Source organism: Bradyrhizobium algeriense, from assembly GCF_036924595.1.
Lineage (GTDB): Bacteria > Pseudomonadota > Alphaproteobacteria > Rhizobiales > Xanthobacteraceae > Bradyrhizobium > Bradyrhizobium algeriense.
The window spans coordinates 6473949-6493233 of the sequence record NZ_JAZHRV010000001.1; the positions used below are offsets into that span (position 1 = coordinate 6473949).

At 63.5% G+C, this 19285-nt stretch carries 20 protein-coding genes; 6 read left to right on the plus strand and 14 right to left on the minus strand.

Annotated features, from left to right (window positions below):
• The first annotated feature begins 157 nt into the window (after positions 1 to 157).
• From V1286_RS31170 to V1286_RS31180, 3 genes are all read left to right on the plus strand, one after another.
• Positions 158 to 985, plus strand: a complete 828-nt coding sequence (locus V1286_RS31170) for an MBL fold metallo-hydrolase (protein ID WP_334486224.1) — start codon at positions 158 to 160, stop codon at positions 983 to 985.
• A gap of 132 nt (positions 986 to 1117) precedes the next feature.
• Entirely contained in the window at positions 1118 to 2119 is a 1002-nt protein-coding gene (locus tag V1286_RS31175; RefSeq protein ID WP_334486227.1) for an alpha/beta fold hydrolase, read from the plus strand.
• A gap of 62 nt (positions 2120 to 2181) precedes the next feature.
• Positions 2182 to 3234, plus strand: coding sequence for an amidohydrolase family protein (locus V1286_RS31180; protein WP_334486229.1), 1053 nt, complete (start codon positions 2182 to 2184; stop codon positions 3232 to 3234).
• Positions 3235 to 3259: 25 nt separating this feature from the next.
• On the opposite strand, the gene V1286_RS31185 is transcribed toward V1286_RS31180, so the two are convergent.
• The 4 genes from V1286_RS31185 to V1286_RS31200 all read right to left on the minus strand — a co-directional run bounded on the left by V1286_RS31185 (position 3260) and on the right by V1286_RS31200 (position 6951).
• Positions 3260 to 4513, minus strand: a complete 1254-nt coding sequence (locus V1286_RS31185) for an aminopeptidase (RefSeq protein ID WP_334486232.1) — start codon at positions 4511 to 4513, stop codon at positions 3260 to 3262.
• A 63-nt stretch (positions 4514 to 4576) separates the two neighbouring features.
• The gene (locus V1286_RS31190) at positions 4577 to 4729 is read right to left on the minus strand and encodes a hypothetical protein (RefSeq protein ID WP_334486235.1); all 153 of its coding nucleotides are present in this window, start codon (positions 4727 to 4729) and stop codon (positions 4577 to 4579) included.
• Complete coding sequence (locus tag V1286_RS31195) at positions 4726 to 5016, minus strand: DUF1330 domain-containing protein (protein WP_108512257.1); 291 nt, start codon at positions 5014 to 5016, stop codon at positions 4726 to 4728. Before V1286_RS31195 ends, V1286_RS31190 begins: the two co-directional genes overlap by 4 nt.
• A 60-nt stretch (positions 5017 to 5076) precedes the next feature.
• Positions 5077 to 6951, minus strand: coding sequence for a DEAD/DEAH box helicase (locus V1286_RS31200; protein ID WP_334486239.1), 1875 nt, complete (start codon positions 6949 to 6951; stop codon positions 5077 to 5079).
• Between the two features lie 318 nt (positions 6952 to 7269).
• Between V1286_RS31200 and V1286_RS31205 the strand changes: the two genes are divergently transcribed.
• Positions 7270 to 7989, plus strand: a complete 720-nt coding sequence (locus V1286_RS31205) for a DNA-3-methyladenine glycosylase I (protein ID WP_334490026.1) — start codon at positions 7270 to 7272, stop codon at positions 7987 to 7989.
• Between the two features lie 70 nt (positions 7990 to 8059).
• Here the strand turns inward: V1286_RS31205 and V1286_RS31210 are convergent, their stop codons facing one another.
• Positions 8060 to 9292, minus strand: a complete 1233-nt coding sequence (locus tag V1286_RS31210; RefSeq protein WP_334486242.1) for a rhodanese-like domain-containing protein — start codon at positions 9290 to 9292, stop codon at positions 8060 to 8062.
• A gap of 165 nt (positions 9293 to 9457) precedes the next feature.
• On the opposite strand from V1286_RS31210, the gene V1286_RS31215 reads away from it, so the two are divergent.
• On the plus strand, positions 9458 to 10381 hold the full coding sequence (locus V1286_RS31215; RefSeq protein WP_334486245.1) for a LysR family transcriptional regulator: 924 nt from the start codon (positions 9458 to 9460) through the stop codon (positions 10379 to 10381).
• Positions 10382 to 10482: 101 nt separating this feature from the next.
• Here the strand turns inward: V1286_RS31215 and V1286_RS31220 are convergent, their stop codons facing one another.
• Both V1286_RS31220 and V1286_RS31225 read right to left on the minus strand, forming a co-directional pair.
• A complete protein-coding gene (locus tag V1286_RS31220; RefSeq protein ID WP_334486247.1) occupies positions 10483 to 11082 on the minus strand; it encodes a thiamine pyrophosphate-dependent enzyme in 600 nt (199 codons plus the stop codon).
• Entirely contained in the window at positions 11079 to 11645 is a 567-nt protein-coding gene (locus tag V1286_RS31225) for a thiamine pyrophosphate-binding protein (protein WP_334486250.1), read from the minus strand. Before V1286_RS31225 ends, V1286_RS31220 begins: the two co-directional genes overlap by 4 nt.
• Before the next feature lie 307 nt (positions 11646 to 11952).
• Between V1286_RS31225 and V1286_RS31230 the strand changes: the two genes are divergently transcribed.
• The gene (locus V1286_RS31230; protein ID WP_334486253.1) at positions 11953 to 12918 is read left to right on the plus strand and encodes a VOC family protein; all 966 of its coding nucleotides are present in this window, start codon (positions 11953 to 11955) and stop codon (positions 12916 to 12918) included.
• A 100-nt stretch (positions 12919 to 13018) separates the two neighbouring features.
• Here V1286_RS31230 and V1286_RS31235 read toward each other — a convergent pair whose 3' ends face one another.
• From V1286_RS31235 to V1286_RS31265, 7 genes are all read right to left on the minus strand, one after another.
• Positions 13019 to 13153: a hypothetical protein gene (locus tag V1286_RS31235; RefSeq protein WP_256473058.1), complete on the minus strand. Its 135-nt coding sequence runs from the start codon at positions 13151 to 13153 to the stop codon at positions 13019 to 13021.
• Positions 13154 to 13205: 52 nt separating this feature from the next.
• Positions 13206 to 13445, minus strand: a complete 240-nt coding sequence (locus V1286_RS31240) for a hypothetical protein (RefSeq protein ID WP_334486258.1) — start codon at positions 13443 to 13445, stop codon at positions 13206 to 13208.
• 33 nt (positions 13446 to 13478) lie between these two features.
• A complete protein-coding gene (locus V1286_RS31245; RefSeq protein WP_334486260.1) occupies positions 13479 to 13676 on the minus strand; it encodes a hypothetical protein in 198 nt (65 codons plus the stop codon).
• A gap of 375 nt (positions 13677 to 14051) precedes the next feature.
• Positions 14052 to 14294 carry a hypothetical protein gene (locus V1286_RS31250; protein WP_334486263.1) on the minus strand — a complete coding sequence of 81 codons (243 nt, stop codon included), beginning with the start codon at positions 14292 to 14294 and terminating at the stop codon, positions 14052 to 14054.
• Between the two features lie 43 nt (positions 14295 to 14337).
• Complete coding sequence (locus V1286_RS31255) at positions 14338 to 15633, minus strand: glycoside hydrolase family 130 protein (protein ID WP_334486266.1); 1296 nt, start codon at positions 15631 to 15633, stop codon at positions 14338 to 14340.
• Between the two features lie 39 nt (positions 15634 to 15672).
• Complete coding sequence (locus tag V1286_RS31260; protein ID WP_334486269.1) at positions 15673 to 17958, minus strand: glycosyltransferase family 4 protein; 2286 nt, start codon at positions 17956 to 17958, stop codon at positions 15673 to 15675.
• Positions 17955 to 18890 carry a class I mannose-6-phosphate isomerase gene (locus V1286_RS31265; protein WP_334486271.1) on the minus strand — a complete coding sequence of 312 codons (936 nt, stop codon included), beginning with the start codon at positions 18888 to 18890 and terminating at the stop codon, positions 17955 to 17957. Before V1286_RS31265 ends, V1286_RS31260 begins: the two co-directional genes overlap by 4 nt.
• Between the last annotated feature and the right edge of the window lie 395 nt (positions 18891 to 19285).

Genomic DNA, 19285 nt, shown 5'->3' on the forward strand with positions numbered 1-19285 from the left:
AGTCACGGCAAAACTCCCTGGTTGAGTTTTACAATATGGCATCGCCCGCCCCGATGAAGCAATTCCGGCACGCTGCCGTGCGCGAATGCCATCATGACGTTTCCAAAATTCGGCGATACAGTGCGGCCTGCGGCCTTTGCCGCGGATGGGTCATGCCATGTTGCGATCGCTTAACGTAGTCCTTGCTGTCGCCCTCGCCTTGCTTGGTTCGCTGATCGTCCCGGCGTCCGCCCAGCAGCAGCCCTTGCGCAGCGAGTGCCTCGCGATGGCGAACGCCTCGCCGCTCGCCGTGCCCGTCAGCCTTCGCCGCACGGCCGCCAAGACCGAAGAGGTCGCGATCACCTATGTCGGGCATTCCACCTATTACATCGACACGCCCGGCGGCGTGCGGATCGCGACCGACTTCAACGGCGCCTACCGGACCGGCAGGCTGCCCGACGTCGTCACCATGAATCGCGCACACTCGACCCACTACACGCTGTTTCCCGATCCAAAGATTCCGCACGTTCTGCATGGCTGGGGCGAGAATGGCCAGGCCGCGCATGTCTCAACGCGCGTCGGCGACGTCTATATCCGTAACGTCCCCACCGACATCCGCCGCTACTATGGCGAGGGCTCCGGCGCGATGATCAAGGACGGCAATTCGATCTTCATCTTCGAGGTCGCCGGCCTCTGCATCGGCCATCTCGGACACCTGCACCACAAGCTCGACGAGACGCATTTCGCGGCGATAGGCCGGCTCGACATCCTGATGGTGCCGATCGACGGCACCTATACGATGTCGCTCGACGGCGTCTCCGAGATCACCAAGCGCCTGCGCTCCTCCATCGTGCTGCCGATGCATCGCTTCGCCACCCCGCTCGACGAATTCATGCGGCTGATCGGCCAGCAATTCGTCATCGACCAGCGGACCGAGCGGACACTGAAGATATCGCGGGACACGCTGCCGGGCACGCCGACGGTGATCATTCTGGAAGGGGTTTGATACGCGGGCGCGAAAGCCTGCCACCGTCATTGCGAGCGCGGCGAAGCAATCCATAGTGCAGCAAGCGGAGCGATGGATTGCTTCGCTGCGCTCGCAATGACGAATAACAACAATCCGCAAGGGGAGAGAAACTTGAGCGCACCTTCGCAGCGACTGGTCGAGAGCAACGGCATCCGTCTCAACATCGCCGAGCAGGGCGAGGGGCCGCCGGTGATCCTGTGTCACGGATTCCCGGAGTCCTGGTATTCCTGGCGCCATCAACTCACCGCGCTGGCCGCCGCCGGCTTCCACGCCGTCGCTCCTGATATGCGCGGCTACGGCAAGAGCGACCGGCCGGAGGCAATCGATCAATACACGATGTTCCATCTGATCGGTGATATGGTGGGGTTGCTCGATGCGCTCGAAGCGCCGACCGCAATTATCGTCGGCCACGACTGGGGTGCGCATATCGCCTGGCAAGCGGCACGCCTGCGCCCCGACCGCTTCCGCGCCGTTGCGAGCCTCAGCGTACCGCTTCGGCCGCGTGGCCCGGCGCGCCCGACCAGCGTGATGCCACAGACCGCGGACGCGCAATTCTACCAGCTGTACTTCCAGCAGCCCGGCGTAGCAGAGGCCGAGATGGAGCGAGACCCACGGACCACCCTGCTCAGCTCGCTTTACGGCATATCGGGTAAAGGCGCCGCGGCATTCCGCGCGGCCATAGCCCGCGGCGATAACACAGGAACCCCCGGCATGGTGCCGCGCAACGGCAGTTGGTTGCGGGAACCGACGTTGCCGCCGGAATTGCCTGCGTGGCTCACCGACGCGGACATCGATTTCTATGCCGGCGAATTCAGGCGCACCGGCTTCCGCGGTCCGCTCAACTATTATCGCAACCTCGACCGCAATTGGGAGTTGATGGCGGCATTTGCGGGCGCCACGGTGAAGGTCCCGGCGCTCTTTATCGCCGGCGACCATGACATGGTGATGGCCGCTCCACCCGGCATGGACCAGCATCTCGTCAACCTCAGGCAGTTCGTCCCGACGCTGCGTGACGTACTGATACTGCCCGGCTGCGGACACTGGACCCAGCAGGAACGCCCGAGCGAAGTTAATGCCGCGATCATCGATTTCATCCGTGGCCTGCCGGGCTGAAGCTTTCGCGAACGGAAGGTCACGCCAACAATAATCCAAGAAAATCCAGGGGAGCGAAATCCATGGCCGCCAGCACTGCACCCGCCTCGAAGAGCGGGCTCTACGCCGATCCGCGCGAGGACTGGCTCGCGCAATATACCGAAGAGATCATCGATCCCGCCCGCCCAATCGTCGATCCGCATCACCATCTCTGGGACCGCGGCGGCTTGCGTTACATGATCGAGGAGATGGCCGCCGACATCGCCTCCGGCCACAACATCGTCGCCACCGTCTACGTCGACTGCCGCTCGATGTATCGTGCGCGCGGCCCTGAGGCGTTCCGCCCCGTCGGCGAGGTCGAGTTCGCCAATGGCGTGGCGGCGATGGCCGCGAGCGGCGCCTACGGCAAGGCCGCGATCTGCGCCGGCATCGTCAGCCACGTCAATTTGCTGCTCGGCGACGGCGCGAAAGTCGTGCTGGAGGCGGAGATCGTTGCCGGCAACGGCCGCTTCCGCGGCATTCGGCACTCGGCGGCGTGGGATGCCGACCCCAATGTCGCCGGCATGTATGCCACACGGCCGAAAGGACTATTGCTCGACAGCACCTTCCGCAAAGGCTTCGCCTGCCTCGCGCCACTGGGCTTGAGCTTCGACGCCTGGCTGTTTCATCCGCAGATCGGCGAACTCACCGATCTCGCACGCGCCTTTCCGGACACCAAAATCGTGCTCGATCATTGCGGCGGGCCGATCGGTATCGGCAGCTATGCCGGGCGGCGCGAGGAAATCTTCCCGGTGTGGAAGGCCTCGATCCAGCAAATCGCCAAATGTGAAAACGTCGTCGTCAAGCTCGGCGGGCTCGCGATGAGCCTGCTTGGCTATGACTTCCACCTGCGCCCGAAGCCGCCGTCTTCGGAGGAGGCGGCTACCGCGTGGCGTCCCTATATCGAAACCTGCATCGAGGCGTTTGGTCCCGATCGATGCATGTTCGAAAGCAATTTTCCACCGGATAAAGGCCAGTGCAGCTATCAGGTGATCTTCAACGCCTTCAAACGGCTGGCCACGCAATATAGCGAAGCGGAGAAGACGGCGCTGTTCTCCAGGACGGCGACGGAATTTTACAAGCTGAAGCTTGAGTGATCGCGGCCCGCGTGGGGCCGCGACCTCACGCCCACTCGCCTTTGCGGAACACCGGCACGCGGCGTCCGTCAGCGTGAATGCCGTCGATGTCTGTCTCGGCCGAGCCGATCATCCAGTCGATGTGAATGAGGCTCTTGTTGCCGCCCTGCGCCGCGATCTGTTGCGGCGTCAGCTTGTCGCCGCCGACGAAGCATTTCGAGTAGCATTGACCGAGCGCGATATGGGAGGCGGCGTTCTCGTCGAACAGGGTGTTGAAGAACAGCAGCCCGCTCTTGGAGATCGGCGAGGAATGCGGCACCAGCGCCACTTCGCCGAGGCGCGCGGCGCCCTCATCGGTGTCGAGCACCTTCTTCAGCACCTCCTCGCCGCGCGAGGCTTTGGCCTCAACGATGCGGCCTTCCTCGAACCGCACCGCGATATTGTCGATCAGCGTGCCCTGATAGGACAGCGGTTTTGAGCTGACGACATGGCCGCTGACGCGCCGGCAATGCGGCGTGGTGAAGACTTCCTCAGTCGGGATGTTGGCGTTGCAGGTGATGCCGTTCTTCGCAGTCGAGGCGCCGCCTTCCCACTCATGGCCGTCGGCGAGACCGATCGTCAGGTCGGTGCCGGGGCCGGAATATTTCAGCGCGTGGAAGCGCTGGCCGTTCAGCCAGTCGGTCCGCTCGCGCAACACGGCGTTATGCTTTTCCCAAGCGGCAACGGCGCCGTCCTGATCGACGCGCGAGGCCGCAAAAATCGCGTCCGCCAGTTTTGCTATCGCGACGTCCTCGGGAACATCGGGGAAAACCTGCCTGGCCCAAGACGGGCTCGGATAGGCGATGATGTTCCAGTTGGTGTCGAAATTGACGATCTTCTCCAGCGCCGGCTGGTAGGCGATCGAATTGGCTTTGCTGGCGCGCGCGACCTTTGCCGGGTCCTCGCCCGACAACAGCATCGGATTGTCGCCGACGATGGCGAGCCGCGCGGTGTTGGCGGCGAACGCCTTCGCCATGCCCTCATAGAGCCAGCCGGCGGCGCGATCGAAACTCTCGTTGTGGCCATAGCGATAGCGCGCCAGCGTGATCTCCTCATCCGACAGGAACGGGGTCACGATTCCCGCGCCGGCCCTGTAGGCATGTTCGGCGATCCGGCGCACCAGCGGCAGCGCGACTGAGGGCGCGGTCAGCAGCAGGTCCTGTCCCGGCTGCAGCCGCAGGCCGATCTTGACCGCGACTTCGGCGAGGCGGTCGAGTTTCACGGGATCGATCGAAGGGGAAACGTTGCGCTGTGCGGTCATGATTCTTTCGGCCAATGCTCATCGATTTTGAAGGCCTCGCAGCCCTCGGCCGTGATCACACAATCAAGCCAAAGCGAGCGAAGCGCCTGGCAACAGCAATAGCACAGGAATGGTCCGGCGAAAGCCGATCTCGTTGATGTTCCGGAATGCAACAATGCCGAGCAGGGAACCCGCAAACAGCGCCGGGCCATCAGCCATCAGCGCTGCCGCCGTCAACGCAAGCCCCTCACCGTGAGCACAATGCCGTCGGCGCCCGCTTTGCGGTCGACGGATATCTCCTGATACTCCGGAGAGGTCTGAAATTCCTGCGCCGCGGCCTCATCCGGGAATTCCATGATCACGACCTTGTCGCGCGGCCATTCGCCTTCCAGCACCACCGGATGGGCGTCCGCCACCAGCAGCTTGCCCTTGAACTTCTTGAACACGTCCATGAAGCGCGATTGATAGCGGTCGTAGAGTTCGCGGCGCGTGAACTTCAGTTGCGCGATGATGTAGACGCTCATGATAGCTCCTCATCTCACGTGGCAGGTGAGCGCCGGCGCTTTCAGCAATGGTCGCGCCGCTCAGCCACGAAACTTCTTGTTTTTCTTCTTTCCGAATGCGGGCTTTGCAGACGTCCCATTTTCATGCCGCGGCTTTCCGGCATGCGCCTGCTCGCCTCGATCCCGCCTCTTGGTATCGTAACGCGGTTTCTTGTCAAATCCCGCTCTGTCGGCGCCTTCAGTCTTCTTGCCGAAGTGCTTCGGCTTCGGCGCCGCCGCGTCGCGAACCGGCTCGCGCGACGGAGCGCCTGCGAGCGCCTCGATGCGGATGCTGTCTTCCTTGTCGGGACGGCGAATTTGCGCTGCGAACCGTTCGGCGATGCGCGCGGAAATCTCGAACTCGGTGGTGGTATCGAGAATGCGGATGGCGCCGATGTCTTCCTTCTTGATGCCGCCGCGACGGCACAGCATCGGCAGCAGCCAGCGCGCTTCGGCATTCTTCCGGCGTCCGATCGCCGCGCTGAACCAGACAGAATCCTCCGCCATGCGATGGCGCGGCGATGATTTCGCAGGCTTCGACCCGCGTCCGGCCTCGCGATCGGCCCTCTCCCGCGCACGTTCCGCCCGCGATTTGACGCGATCCTCACCGGGATCGACGATATCCTCGGGCGACGGAAGCCGCGAGCGATGGAGCCGCGCCAGCGCCGCGGCGATATCCTCCGCCGAGCGTTCGGCGAGCAGCGCCTGCGCGAGCGCCAGATCCTCAGGCGTCGTCTCGGCGGCGAACAGATCGTCGCGCAGCATGCGCTCCTGATCGAGCTTGCGAATTTCATCCGGCTGCGGTGCCTGACCCCAGGCGGCATCGATGCCGGCCAGATTGAGCAGCACCTCGGCTCGGCGCTTGCGTGCCGGCGGCACCAGCAAGACGCTGACACCCTTGCGACCAGCGCGTCCGGTGCGGCCGGAGCGGTGCTGCATGACTTCCGGATCGTTCGGAATATCGGCGTGAATGACGAGATCGAGGTTCGGCAGATCGATGCCGCGCGCCGCCACGTCGGTCGCGACGCAGACACGGGCGCGGCCATCGCGCAGGGCTTGCAGCGCCAGCGTTCGCTCATTCTGGGTCAATTCGCCCGACAGCGCCACCACGGAGAAGCCGCGCTCCAGCAGCGTCGCCTGCAGATGCCGGACGGCATCGCGCGTGTTGCAGAACACCAGCGTGCCTGGCGATTCGAAAAACCGCAGGATGTTGACGACGGCATGCTCGACATCGCCGGAGGCAATCCGGATGGCGCGGTATTCGATGTCGGCATGGCCGCCTTCTTCGCCCGCGACTTCGACGCGAAAGGCCGATTGCTGATACTCTTTCGCCAGCGCGACGATGCCGCGCGGCAAGGTTGCCGAAAACAGCAGCGTGCGCCGGTCCTCCGGCGTGGCCTCAAGGATGAACTCCATGTCCTCGCGGAAGCCGAGATCGAGCATCTCGTCGGCCTCGTCGAGCACGATCGCCTTCAGTTCCGAAACATCGAGCCGGCCTCGCCGCAAATGATCGCATAGCCGCCCGGGCGTACCGACCACGATGTGGGCGCCCGCGGCGAGCTCACGCTGCTCGCGGCGCGGGTCCATGCCGCCGACGCAGGAAACCACCCGCGCATCGGCATGCTGATAGAGCCAGGCAAGTTCGCGATGGACCTGAAGAGCCAGTTCGCGGGTTGGCGCGACGATCAGCGCCAGCGGAGCCGCGGCCCGCTCGAACCGGTCGGCGCCATCCAGCAAATTCTTCGCGATCGCCAGGCCATAGGCGACCGTTTTGCCCGAACCGGTCTGCGCCGAAACCAGCAGGTCGCGGCCGGCAGCGTCGTCGGCCAGCACCGCGGTCTGGACCTGTGTAAGCCGATCGAAGTTGCGTTCCGCCAAAGCTCGGGCGAGCGGCGGATGGGTGGGCAATAATGTCACGAGATGTCAGACCTTAGGTTGGCTCTATCAGCCGGAAATGTTGAATACCGCCCCGAACCGAAATGGCTCAACGCTGCGCATTTCACGAAGCGCAGCCGAACGGCCTGACCGATTTCACTGAGGTGGGGATGCTTTAGGCGAAAACCAGCCAATACGCCATCCATTCTTTGCAGATCAGCCGATCACTTCTGTGGCGATTAACCTTTCGCGTTGCACGCATCCCGACGCTGGGAATCCTGGAGCGATCGGCTAAACTGCGGTTTTGAGGCGTTTCGCCCGTGTTTTCAGATCATGCGTCGCTCAAAGGGGCCGTATACCGTGATCGCGTTCAAGACCGTTCGTGCCCGGGCCGAGAAGCGCAAGGGCGGCCCCAAGGCGCTCGCCAGGCTGCTGCCGGCCAAGCCCGACCCGAAGGCGCTTGGCAACCTCGGCGATGACCGGATTCTCGCGGAAATGACCAGGCGGGTGTTCTCGGCGGGGTTTGCCTGGAGCGTGATCGAGACCAAATGGCCGGGTTTTGAGAAGGCGTTTCTCGGCTTCAAGCCGGGCCCACTGTCGCTGAAGCCGGACGAATTCTGGGACGATCTGATGAAGGACACGCGCATCGTCCGCAACGGCGCCAAGATCATGTCGGTGCGCGCCAATGCAAGCTTCGTGAGGGACATCGCCAGGGAGCACGGCAGTTTCGGCAAGTTCCTCGCGAACTGGCCCTCGTCCGACGAGGCCGGCTTGCTGGAATTGCTGGCCAAGCGCGGCAGCCGGCTCGGCGGCAATACCGGGCAGATGATGCTGCGCTTCCTCGGCTGGGACGGTTTTGTCACCTCTAGGGACGTCGTGCTGTGCCTGCGCGACGCCGGGCTCGACATCGCGGAGACGGTGACCTCGAAGCGCGATCTCGCCAAAGTGCAGGCGCAGTTCAACGCCTGGGCCGAGGAGACCGGGCTTTCCTACGTGCAGCTCTCGCGGATTTGTGCGCTATCGATCGGCGAGAATTATGCGGCGGAGAAGCTCGAGAGCATGATGGGCGGCGACGAATGATCCGCCTTCGCTCTTCGAGCTACGGCGCGACAAGTCCGCCCAATCCATCGGCTGAATTCGTCGGTTGGAATCATATGACGAAGAATCCATGTGTGGCGTCGCGGCGGAGTTGCTCGACGAGGCCGTATTCCCAGTCGAGATAGGCCTGCATCGCGCTTTCCTTGATATCGGTGCCCTCATAGGGACGGCGGTAGCGGTGTGACGGATCGGGCTTTGGGATCGCAAGCGGCGCCCCGATCTCGAGCGTGCCGTCATAGCCGCCTTCGAGCACATAGGTTTCCCATCCCATCTGCGCGAGCCAGGACGCGGTCATATCGGCCCTGACACGCAGATTGTCGGTCAGCACGATGCGCGCGCCGCGCACAGGCGCAGCCATGTCGATCTCCTGCACCAATTGCCCGCCGGCATAATGGCGAAAGCCTGCGAGATGGCCGGCGGTGTATTCCTCTTCCGAGCGCACATCGAAACGATAGAGCGTACGATCGGCCTGCGCCTGCAGCGCCGCCATCTCCGCAACGCCGATGTGCCGGACGCCGGCGCGATAGGCGACATCGCGCGCGCTGACCTCACCGCCCGCGATGGTGCCGATCTCGCCGCGTCTGTTGGAGCCATGTTCGAGATTCTGCTTGGCCAGCGTCCAGCCGATCGTTCCGTTGCGCAGCGCCCGCACCTTGTTGGTAACGCCGGCATTGATCAGCGACTGGGTGCCGATGATCGAGCGGGTGCGGCCGGCGCAATTGACGATAATGGTGGTTTCGGAATCCGGCGCGGCGCGGCCGGCACGCAGCACCAGTTCGGCGCCCGGTACGCTGATCGAGCCCGGGATATTCATGGTCGCATATTCGTCGAACCGGCGGACATCGAGGATTTGAATGTTGGCGCCATTCGCAATCAGGGCGCTGACTTCCTCGGCGGCCAGCGAAGGCGTGTGGCGGCGATGCTCCACCAGCTCGCCGAACGCCTTGGCATAGGAATTGACGTCCTGGAACAGCTCAAAGCCCGCCTGTTTCCAGCCCTGCAATCCGCCATCGAGCTGGCGGACGTTGCTGTAGCCCAGCGCCGTGAGCCGGTCTGCCGCGACGGCGACGAGGCCTTCGCCGTCATCATAGATAACGATCGGCACGTCCTTGCGCGGCAGCCGCGCTGCGGCCTCCAGCGTGATCCGGTCAGCCGCCATGTTGGCGGCAAACAGCGGATGGCCGGTGGCGAAGACGGCCTCGTGCCTGACGTCGAGCAGTGCGATTTCATCGCGCAACAGCAGCGCGGTGCGGATTTGCGAGGGACTGACGGGGGGTACGGTCATGGATCGTGAATTCCGGATGGGGATCGTTGCTCCATTAACAGCATCGAGAGCCACGCGTCACGCCGGGCGAGGCATTAACTCTCATGTCATCGAACATTGAACTGATTGCACCGACTTCGCCGAAAACAGCATATGATGCCCACCAGATAAGCACCCAGGCATCCGATGGACCTCAAACAATTGCGCACCTTCCGCGCCGTGGCCGAGCTGGGCAGCCTCAGCAAGGCGGCGGACCGGCTGCGCGCCGCCCAGCCCGCGCTGAGCCGGCACATCAAGCTGCTCGAGCACGAGCTGCGCGTCGAGCTGTTCGTCCGCAACGGCCGCGGCATGCTCCTGACCAGCGCCGGCCGGATGCTGCTCGACCGCACCACGGGCCTGATCCGCCAGATCGAACAGGTCAGCGATGATCTCAAGTCGGCCAACGGCAATCCGTCGGGCCGCGTCATCCTCGGGCTGGTGCCGACGGTGAGCGCGGTGCTGTCCGGGCGGTTCGCCCGCCGCGTTATCAGCGAATTTCCCGACGTCTCGCTGCGCATCGTGGAGAGCTATGGCGGGCATCTGGTCGAGTGGCTCCACCGCGGCGAAATGGATCTCGCGATCATCTACGGCCCCGCGGTCGACCTGCATCTTCAGGTCCAGTCGATCGGCCGCGAGGATATCGTGGCCGTCGGGCCGCCGGGTTCGGGCCTCAACAAGCGGAAGCAGGTCGACCTGAAATGGCTGGTGAAGCAGAAGCTGATCCTGCCCAGCATCTCGCACGGCTTGCGGGCGCTGCTGGAGAAGGCGCTGGCGCGCGAGAAATTGAAGCTCGACGCCATGATCGAGGTCGATTCCTATCGCGCGCAGATCAGCCTGATGGAGGAAGGGCTTGGCTACACGCTGCTGCCGCCCTCCGCCATCCGCACCGAAGTGGCGGCGAAACGCCTGGAGATGGCGGCCGTCAGCCCCTCGGTGTCGCGCGAACTGATTCTCGCTTCGCCAATCGCCCATCCGCCGTCGATTGCAACGACGACGATTGCGACGCTGATCATGTCGGAGATTCAGCAACTTTCGAAGGAAGGGCTGTGGAAGATCAACATGACGGCGTAGTGCGGCCGGGCATTCGCTCTTCGTCATGGCCGGGCAGAAGTGCGAAGCGTGTCTTCGCGCTAGATGACCCGGGCATGACGACGTCCTTTGGGTAGCGTCTCTCAATTAAACAGCGCCTCGTCGCCCAGCACCGATTGCCGGAAGCGCGTCGTCAGGATGACGCCGTCCGCCGGCGGCATCACGAACACCAGCGCCTCGGGATTGATCTTGATCTGGGCGAAGGCCGTTCCCCTTCCCTCATGGGCGAGGTCGCGCAGTTCGGTGACTTCGGCCATCGTGCGCACGATGCGCGAGGAGCGGATGCCGCAGGCGGTAGCGATGGCGGCGAGGTCGACGCCGGAGGCGGTCGGGGTTTTCTGCATGCCGGTCTCGCCGAAGCGTTCATTGTCGAGGACGGCGATCGTCAGATTCTTCGGCGCTTCCACCGCGATTGACGCGAGCGAGCCGACATTCATCAGCATCTCGCCGTCGCCGGTAATGACGATCACTTTTCGCTTCGGCTGCGCCAGCGCCAGCCCGAGCCCGATCATGGAGGCGCCGCCCATCGCGCCCCAGAGCGGAAAATTGTTCGGATGGTCGCCGGCGGCGGAGACATCCCAGTTCGGCGCGCCGAGGCCGGCGATGACAAGGAGATCGCCGCGGTCGCGCAGCAATTCGTTGACGACGTCGCGCCGATGCAGGAGTGCGTTGGGATTGGTCATTTGCTGGCAAGCTCCTTGAAGTTCTTGGCGCCGAGCACGCGCTGTCCGATCAGCACCGCCACCGGCTTCCAGCTGTTGAAGGCGAGGTGCGCCGCGCCCTGCACGGCGGAAGCGACCAGATGCGGCTCGTCCACCTTGTTCACGATCACGCCCATGGCCTCCAGCGAGGGCCGCGTCCCCTGCCCCATCGGGATCTGCCACGGATTGAACTCGCCCCAATCGCCGCGCATGGTGACGATCATCAACAACGGCATATGACAGATGACGGGCAGCGACAGCATGTTGATGCAGTTGCCGACGCCGCTCGACTGCAGCAGCAGAACGCCCCGCTCGCCGCCGAGCCATGCGCCGGCCAGCATCGCCACGCCTTCCTCTTCCGTCGTCAGCGTCACGACGCGGGTTTCAGGGCCGGCCTCGAAGGAGCGGATCAGACGGCTGTGGCCGGCGTCCGGCACTATCGCCACCTGGCGAATGCCGGCGTCCTTCAGCACGCGATAGATTTCGTCCGGCCACGTCGGCAGCGCTGGTGCCGCCTCGCTCCGTGATTTTGCTGCTTCCGCCATCGGGCTCAGTTTCCTCTGCGATTCCCAAGGTGATTGGCGCGAACCATAGATCGCAGCCTGGCCTTAAGGAATTTGAATGTGGACATGGCTTCTATCGCAAAATTGAAAGGCTGGGGTGGGACTCGCCCTTCGAGACGGCCGCTTCGCGGCCTCCTCAGGGTGAGGGATGGACGCGCGGCTCGGCCTCTCCACGTCATTGCGAGCGCTCGCGAAGCGCGAGCCCTGGAATGACGGAGGAAGAGGTCAACTGCGGCTTGGAATCCGGCGCAGGATTTGCTTCCCTGTACCGATCGCCGGAGGAGCTTTCATGACCATCGACCTGACCCGCCGCACGTTGCTTCACCTCGCCGGCGCCTCCTCGCTGGGCGCGGCGGCGATCGCGGCGGCGCAAGCCGAGGGGACCGCAGGCGGCAGCGGGCCGACCTTTGCCAACCGGACGCCGATGCGGATCGGCATGGTGACCTTGCGCGTGCGCAACCTCGACCTCGTCGCTGATTACTATCGCGACGCGATCGGCCTGACTGTGATGCAGCGCTCGGCCACAAGCGCGCGTCTCGGCTCGGGCGGCGTGGCGCTGCTCGACCTCGAACGGCGCGAAAGCGCGGCGCGCGAGGCACGGAACGCGGCGGGGCTCTATCACACCGCGTTCCTGATGCCGACGCGCAAGGACCTCGCGCGCTGGCTGGTGCACGCGGCGAAAAACAAGATCCCGCTGTCCGGCTTTGCCGATCACCTCGTCAGCGAATCCGTCTACCTCGACGACCCCGAAGGCAACGGCGTCGAGGTCTATGCCGATCGTGCGCCCGAAACCTGGAAATGGGATGGCGGCTCGGTCGCGATGGCAACCGACCAGCTCGACATCGACGGCCTGCTGGCGCTAACGGACACGCGCACGACCAACTATGCCAAGGCCCCCGATGACCTGCGCATCGGCCATATGCATCTGCGCGTCGGCGACCTCGAACAGGCGGACCGCTTTTACGGCGACGCCATCGGCTTCGACCCGACCCGCAAGCGGAGCGGCGCCGCGTTTCTTTCCTCAGGGCGCTATCACCATCACCTCGGGATCAACGTCTGGCAGAGCGCCGGCGCCGGCCCGCGCGACGACACAGCCACCGGGCTAGCGTGGTTTTCGCTGGAGGTCGCGACGCAGCAAATTCTTGAGGCCCAAACGCTGCGACTGCAGCAGGCGGGTGCGCCGGCTGCAGCGATTGAGAACGGCATCGAGACATCAGATCCCTGGGGCACGAAGCTGCGGCTGATCAAAGTCTGATGCTGGCAGCAATCGTCGATTAGCCCTGCTCAGCAGCCCCCGATGGGCCATGCGACCGCGGGACGGAATGAGGTCCATCCCCGCCAGGGCGCAGCAAGCATTATTTCTTCTTGCCGGTACCCAAGGTCGGCTGCCAGCCTCCGGTCTTCTGACTCGGTGCCGCGGCAATCACCTTGATCTTCTCCTTCTTGGGTTTCTTGGTTTCCCGATTGCCTCTTTGCTCGCCTTTAGCCATGTCGATCTCCTTAGGGTTGATGGTGATGGCGGAACTAACGCAGACTGGTCGACTAGAGGCGCGGCGCGTCCAGATCATATCGGACCTTCAAGGTCCCGATCAGATCGAGCGTGCGGGTGCGATAGAAATTGTCGGCCTCCGAAATTGGCCGACTGATGCTCGCGCTCCATCCGTAAGCATCGTCGAAAACAAACATCGTCATCCCCGACGGCCAGGGACCATGGAGGGTCCTTGCCTGCTCGACAATTATATCCTGGAGCTCATCGGCGGTCTTGCAGGCTCTGATGCTCATGGCTTGCCTCCCGGACCTCTGGTGGGCGCTCGGCTATCCTTCAAGCTGATCGAACTCATCAGACAACAGGATCCGGCCCCGGGGCGTGGATATCCTCACGTCCAAATAACCTTCCTGCAAAAGCTCGTTTGCCTTCTTGACGGCCGCCCCCGCCGCCGCACGGCTGAGATTGATCCGGCCAAATTGATTGTTGCCGCTGATCAGGTAATGCAGTTCGGTCGTCCTATCCATGCAGGGATGCCACGGCCGACACCGACAAAGGATGGAACTGCGGGACGGTCCGGTCGGCGGCCAAGCAAACCTGGGACAACAAAAGCTCCGTTCGCCCGGGCGTGAGCATTCTCAGCCCTCAATCACCCGATCGACGCCGTGGGAAACGCGGTGATGATCGACCCTAGGCTCGCGTCGCGGGAATAGCGAGCGCTAAAACGCCGCGTAGACAATCGCGATCGCCTTTCCAGCGGTAATGCCCGCACTTAGCGTGTCCCAACCTCAATCGCGGTTACGGAAGGATAGCTGACACAATCCCGTTGCTTCCGGCTCGAAGCAGATCCACGTGTTCGGTCCGACAGCAGGCCCGATCCGCGGAAAGTTGCCGAGCCTGTCTCAATCGAAGGCCGATGGCAGCTCTCCCTTGCGGAAGATGACCGTCGGCTCGTCATCATAGTCGCCCATCTCAGGATCGCCGGTGGATGAAAAGGCAACAACCCCGAGCTTGCTCAAGGCCAGCCGCTCCGCGGTGCGAAGCGCGCCCGTTGCCGTTTTGCAGGCGATCGGAGCGCCCGCTTTCAGGTTTCCTCCCCGGCCGGCATCGAAGACCTGAACGAAGTAGCTTGTTTCGCGAGCCATGGGGCGCTCCTTTGAGGACGGGCCGCACTGAGCGATTTCTGATTCAGGACATCGATCGCATCAACGCGGAAATTTGGATTGTTGCAAAGTTGGAGTACGTATCCGATACGGCGTAGGGCAAAATGAGCTGATCATTGTGCGCCATCGCCCCGCAGGTATAGACGACGTTGGGAACGTAGCCTTCGCGTTCGGACGGCTCGGGCCGCAACAACGGTTCGCTCGAACGGGCCAGCACCCTGGTGGGGTCGCGCTTGTCGAGCAGTGCCGCGCCGATCGAATATTTTCGGACCGGGCCGACGCCATGCGTCAGCATCAGCCAGCCCTCCTCCAGCTCGACCGGCGATCCGCAGTTGCCGATCTGCACGAACTCCCAAGGGAATTGCGGCTTCAGGATCGGCTGACCGCCTTCCCATCTGTAGAGGTCGTCGGAATAGATCAAATAAAGGTTCTCGTTATCCTGTCGCGCGATCATGGCGTACTTGCCGTCGATTTTGCGCGGGAACAGCGCCATGCCCTTGTTGCGCGCGGCTGCGCCGTGCAGCGGCGTCATTCGAAACGAGAGGAAGTCGCTGGTCTCGATCAGTTCCGACCGGATCGCGGTACCCTTGTAGGCGGTATAGGTTGCGTAATAGGTCGTCCGACCGCCATCGCTGAATTGGACGAAGCGCGCGTCTTCGATGCCGTTCGATTGCGAATCGGTGACCGGAAAGATCACGCGTTCACTGATGTCCTGTGCCGGCTCGAAAACGACGTCGACTTCGTCGCCCATCGGTCCAGCTAACCGGTGCCTGATCCGGGGACTCGAAGCGAGCCGGGCCGTCGGATCGACTCTGATGCTGCCTTCAGCGGCGATGGTGCCAGCGCGAAACGTCAGTGACGATACGTGCCCCTCGCCGACGGCTCGGAGGCTCAGAATGAAGCGCAGGCTGCCGTTCGGGATTCCTGACTGGTCGGGGTGCGGCACGATGCTGGGATTGAACAATGCCGACGCTTCGAACGAGTATTCGTGCAGGAAGTAGGCGCCAATAAGCTGGCGCTGCACTTCGGAAAACGTAATGTGCGCCAGCAGCGCCTCCTCCATTTCGTCGGCGCGCAGCTCAAATGTCTTCAGCAGGTTGCGGTGCCGGCCCTGGAAGTTCTCCAGCACGTCGGCCAGTTGGCCGGCCGCGGCCTGCGGATCGAGATTGAGAACACGCTCGACGATATGATTGGCACGGGTCTTGTCGGTCGGGTTGAGATCGCGCGGCTCGGTCGCCGGCTTGAACGGACGCACGATCACGCGCGCGGGATCGGGACGCAGGTAGAGTGCCTGCCGATTGAGAAAATTGGCTTGTGACAAGATGTCCTCAGTTCGCGTTTGCGTGAGTGGACGCTTAACTCAAGCGCCGATGGCGCGAAGCGCCACGGGGTTCGTCGGATTGATATTGGCGCGCGCAAGCTGGCGCATCTCGGCCAACGCCAGCAGGTAGGACACGACCGACTCGCCGCCGCGATTTTCATTGGCACGATCGGGATGCAGCCCATCGCGACAACTGCCGGTCTCGGAATCGACGAGCGCAACCGACAGGTCGTTGCCGCCAAAGAACCAGAAGAAAACCCCCGCCGCGATGACTTTCCATTCGGCATCGCCGTCCGCGCGCCACGCGGTCAGGCACGCCGCAATCGTGGCGGTGGCTTCCACCGGCTGCTGATCGAAGGCCCCGGGAGGCTTCCGAAGTTCACCGAAGCTCGTCGTACCCACGGGGCGGAAATGTCCGGTCGACGCCGTCTGCAGCGTCATCAACCAACGCAGGGTTCTCAAACCGGCATCGACATAGGCGGACGTTTGTGTTGCGAGGCCTGTGGCAATCAGGGCCTGCGGCAGGCGCGCATTGTCATACGCCAGGCCTCCCTCGAACCACACCCAGTCCGGCGTCTCGACCAGAGCGAGGGCGGACACCAGCGTGTCGGCAAGAGAATGCCTGATCTCACGGGCCCGCTGATCATCAGGAGCTGCGGCGCAATAGGCGTCCAGCCCGAGAAGCGTGAAGGCCATGGCGCGAGGCGAGCGAAAGGCCGCGGCGGTCGACAAGGCTTCGGCAAACAAGGCCGCCGCCCATCGACGCCGTGACCGGCTGGCATCCTTCCGCGCGCATTCACCCAGGGCCCACAGGGTTCGCCCGTGACTGTCCTCGGAGCCTTCATCTTCGAGCCAGGTCCGGTTGAAACCCATGAAGTTGCGAAAGCGCCTGGTATCGGGATTCCACGCATGCTGCACAAAGGCGGCAAAGCGGCCCGTCTGGCTTTCCGAAAGCGGGTGCTCGCCCGGTTCATTGAGCGCGCAAGCCAACAGCAACGCCCGGGCATTGTCGTCCACGCAGTAGCCGTGCGCGCGGTCAGGCACCGAATGCACGGCGTGCTGGAACAGGCCGGTATCGTCGCACATCGACAGGAAATGGCCCAATTGCATATCGGCCACCGCGTGACCGTGCAGCGCGATCGCGTCCGGCGCGGCACGCGCGATCACCTTCAGCCGGTGGCCCTGCCGGGCATTTTCGAAGGCGGTCATGTAACGCTCGGCGGTGCGCTCCCATGTCATCGATCGGCTGGCAGCGTAGGCGCGCTCGCGCATCGCCTGCCGGCGAGGACTGTCGGTAAGCAATCCTGCTAATTCGTTGCCGGTCCCTGTCGCGTCGCCAAAGGCAACGAGAACGCCGCGCCCGTCGGCCAGCAATTCGCGCGCATGCCAGTAAGGTGTCGAGACGACCGGCTTGCCGAGGCCGAAGCTGTAGGCCAGCGTGCCCGACGTCATCTGCGCCTCGTTGAGATAGGGCGTGACGTAGACGTCGCACATTGAAATGAATTCGAGCAGCGTGGCCTGATCAACGAACCGGTCGAGGAATACGACGTGGTCCTCGATGCCAAGTTTGCGCACGCGTTCCATCAGGCTGCCGCGATAGGCTTCGCCCTGATCGCGAACCAGATTGGGGTGCGTCGCACCGAGTACCACATAGACCGCGTCCGGCCGCCTTTGCAGGATCGACGGCATGGCGTCGATCATGACCTCGATGCCCTTGCTGGGGGACAGCAGACCGAACGTCAGAATGACCGACCGGTTGCTAAATCCGAGCTTGGCCTTTGCCGCGTCCGGCGCGACGAACGGAAAGTCGGGGATGCCATGGGCAATGACCTCGATCTTTTCGTCCGACACCCGATAGATATCGCGCAGCAGCTCGCGGCCCTTGTTGGCCATCACGACGACCTTCGAGGACATCTCGGCGATGCGCTCCATCACCGCGCGCTGAGCCGCCGTCGGCGCGGCCAGCACCGTGTGCAACGTCGTGACGACCGGCATGGTCAGGCGCGACAGCAGTTCCAGGATATGAGCCCCGGCCTCACCGCCGAAAATTCCGAACTCGTGCTGCAGGCAGACGATGTCGAACCGGCCGGCGTTGAGGAACGCTGCGGCGCCGACATACTCCTCGATGCTTCCATCCTTGATCTGCAACGCGACCGAGGCCGGATAATCGTAAGTCTGGTCGTGGTCGGTCATCGCCACGATGCAGGTTTGCAGGTTTGGCCCTGAATTCGAGATCGCGCGCTGCAGGTCCGTCGAAAATGTTGCGATCCCGCAGCGGCGAGGCAATGAATTTCCGATCACCGCGATCCTGCGGAGCGGCGTCATACGTGCGCCTCGGCCAGGCCGGTGAGTTCCGCCAGGTCGGCAGCAACGGCCTGAACAGGTCTGGTCGATCGCCCGGAAAGCCTGTGCAAAAGGGAGCCGATCGGACCGCTTGCGGGATACGCGATCAGGGCGGATAACCCGTTGGCACCGACTTCGATGCTGGCGCGATCGCCGCCGACGAAGATCGCCTGCCCGATGGATAGCGCGGCCAATCCGATCGCCGCATGGCCGTCGAGCGCGAGAACCCAGGTTTCCGAATCGGCGAGCAGCGCCCAGCTCGAACCCCCGGGCAGATCGAGCCGCTCGAGCACAAAATGTTGGCTCGCGACCAGAACCGTCCGCTCAAGAGTCAGGCGGGTCGGTTGACGTGGAGGCCCAAGCGGAAAGACATTGGCGACTGCTACGCCATCGTCGATGTGCAATTCGCGTGCTCTGCCGTAGTCGAACAGGCGAAATGTCGTATCGCTGCGCTGCTGAATCTCGGCGAGCACGATGCCTGCGCCGAGAGCGTGGATGGTGCCGGCCGGAATGAAGATGACATCGCCTTTCGCAACCGGACGCCATTGAACCAGCTCAACGATCGAGCCATTCGTTATCGCCGCGCGTAATTCCTGTGGTGTGATCCGTCGCTTCAGGCCGACGCCGATCTGCGCGCCCGGCTCCGCCGAGATGATGTACCATGCTTCGCTCTTGCCGTTCGGCATCCCCATCGCGCGCGCAAACGTATCGTCCGGATGGACCTGGATCGACAACGGCGCGCTGGTGAACAACAACTTGAGAAGCAAGGCGGGAGTCGGCGCACCGCTGTCAGCGCGCTCGAACCAGAGCTCTCCCACGGCATCCCCGGTACCGTCGACGCTGCTCCATGGTTGGAGATCGCTGACGCCCCAAGGCTTGCGCAAGGCCTGCACGGACGCGTGTTCGATGGACATAGCGTCTCCTGACCCGTAACGCGCATGCCGAAGCGACATGCCGTTGGTCGATATCGTCTGTAGGATTGTGTGGCTAAGCGTCGCGTCTGCGGACTCGCCTTGTTGCGAAACCGGGTACGCTGTTGGTCATATGGATACTGCCGCACCCAATAGCAACCACTTTGCTTCGCGCGCGGTCGATATCGTAGAAGACGGCACGCCGAGCATGGCTCGGCTCGCCGGAGATCGATCCCGGTTCTACATCACGTTTCTATCGCGATCGGATTAGATGCGGCATGAACGCTGACCTTGCCTTCGCTGTGGGGATTTCCCTCGACATCGTGACGAAAAGAGCGTCTGCTGCCCCGATCACCGCCTATCCCAGGCCGCAAGGCGATGGGCGTCCGGGCCTGTTC

Coding starts and splice junctions, on each gene's coding strand:
- V1286_RS31180 (WP_334486229.1), top strand. CDS start 2,182: ATGGCCGCCAGCACTGCACCCGCCTCGAAGAGCGGGCTCTACGCCGAT.
- V1286_RS31185 (WP_334486232.1), bottom strand. CDS start 4,513: ATGACCGCACAGCGCAACGTTTCCCCTTCGATCGATCCCGTGAAACTC.
- V1286_RS31230 (WP_334486253.1), top strand. CDS start 11,953: ATGACCATCGACCTGACCCGCCGCACGTTGCTTCACCTCGCCGGCGCC.
- V1286_RS31195 (WP_108512257.1), bottom strand. CDS start 5,016: ATGAGCGTCTACATCATCGCGCAACTGAAGTTCACGCGCCGCGAACTC.
- V1286_RS31170 (WP_334486224.1), top strand. CDS start 158: ATGTTGCGATCGCTTAACGTAGTCCTTGCTGTCGCCCTCGCCTTGCTT.
- V1286_RS31245 (WP_334486260.1), bottom strand. CDS start 13,676: ATGGATAGGACGACCGAACTGCATTACCTGATCAGCGGCAACAATCAA.
- V1286_RS31215 (WP_334486245.1), top strand. CDS start 9,458: ATGGACCTCAAACAATTGCGCACCTTCCGCGCCGTGGCCGAGCTGGGC.
- V1286_RS31260 (WP_334486269.1), bottom strand. CDS start 17,958: ATGACGCCGCTCCGCAGGATCGCGGTGATCGGAAATTCATTGCCTCGC.
- V1286_RS31265 (WP_334486271.1), bottom strand. CDS start 18,890: ATGTCCATCGAACACGCGTCCGTGCAGGCCTTGCGCAAGCCTTGGGGC.
- V1286_RS31220 (WP_334486247.1), bottom strand. CDS start 11,082: ATGACCAATCCCAACGCACTCCTGCATCGGCGCGACGTCGTCAACGAA.
- V1286_RS31240 (WP_334486258.1), bottom strand. CDS start 13,445: ATGAGCATCAGAGCCTGCAAGACCGCCGATGAGCTCCAGGATATAATT.
- V1286_RS31225 (WP_334486250.1), bottom strand. CDS start 11,645: ATGGCGGAAGCAGCAAAATCACGGAGCGAGGCGGCACCAGCGCTGCCG.
- V1286_RS31235 (WP_256473058.1), bottom strand. CDS start 13,153: ATGGCTAAAGGCGAGCAAAGAGGCAATCGGGAAACCAAGAAACCCAAG.
- V1286_RS31210 (WP_334486242.1), bottom strand. CDS start 9,292: ATGACCGTACCCCCCGTCAGTCCCTCGCAAATCCGCACCGCGCTGCTG.
- V1286_RS31250 (WP_334486263.1), bottom strand. CDS start 14,294: ATGGCTCGCGAAACAAGCTACTTCGTTCAGGTCTTCGATGCCGGCCGG.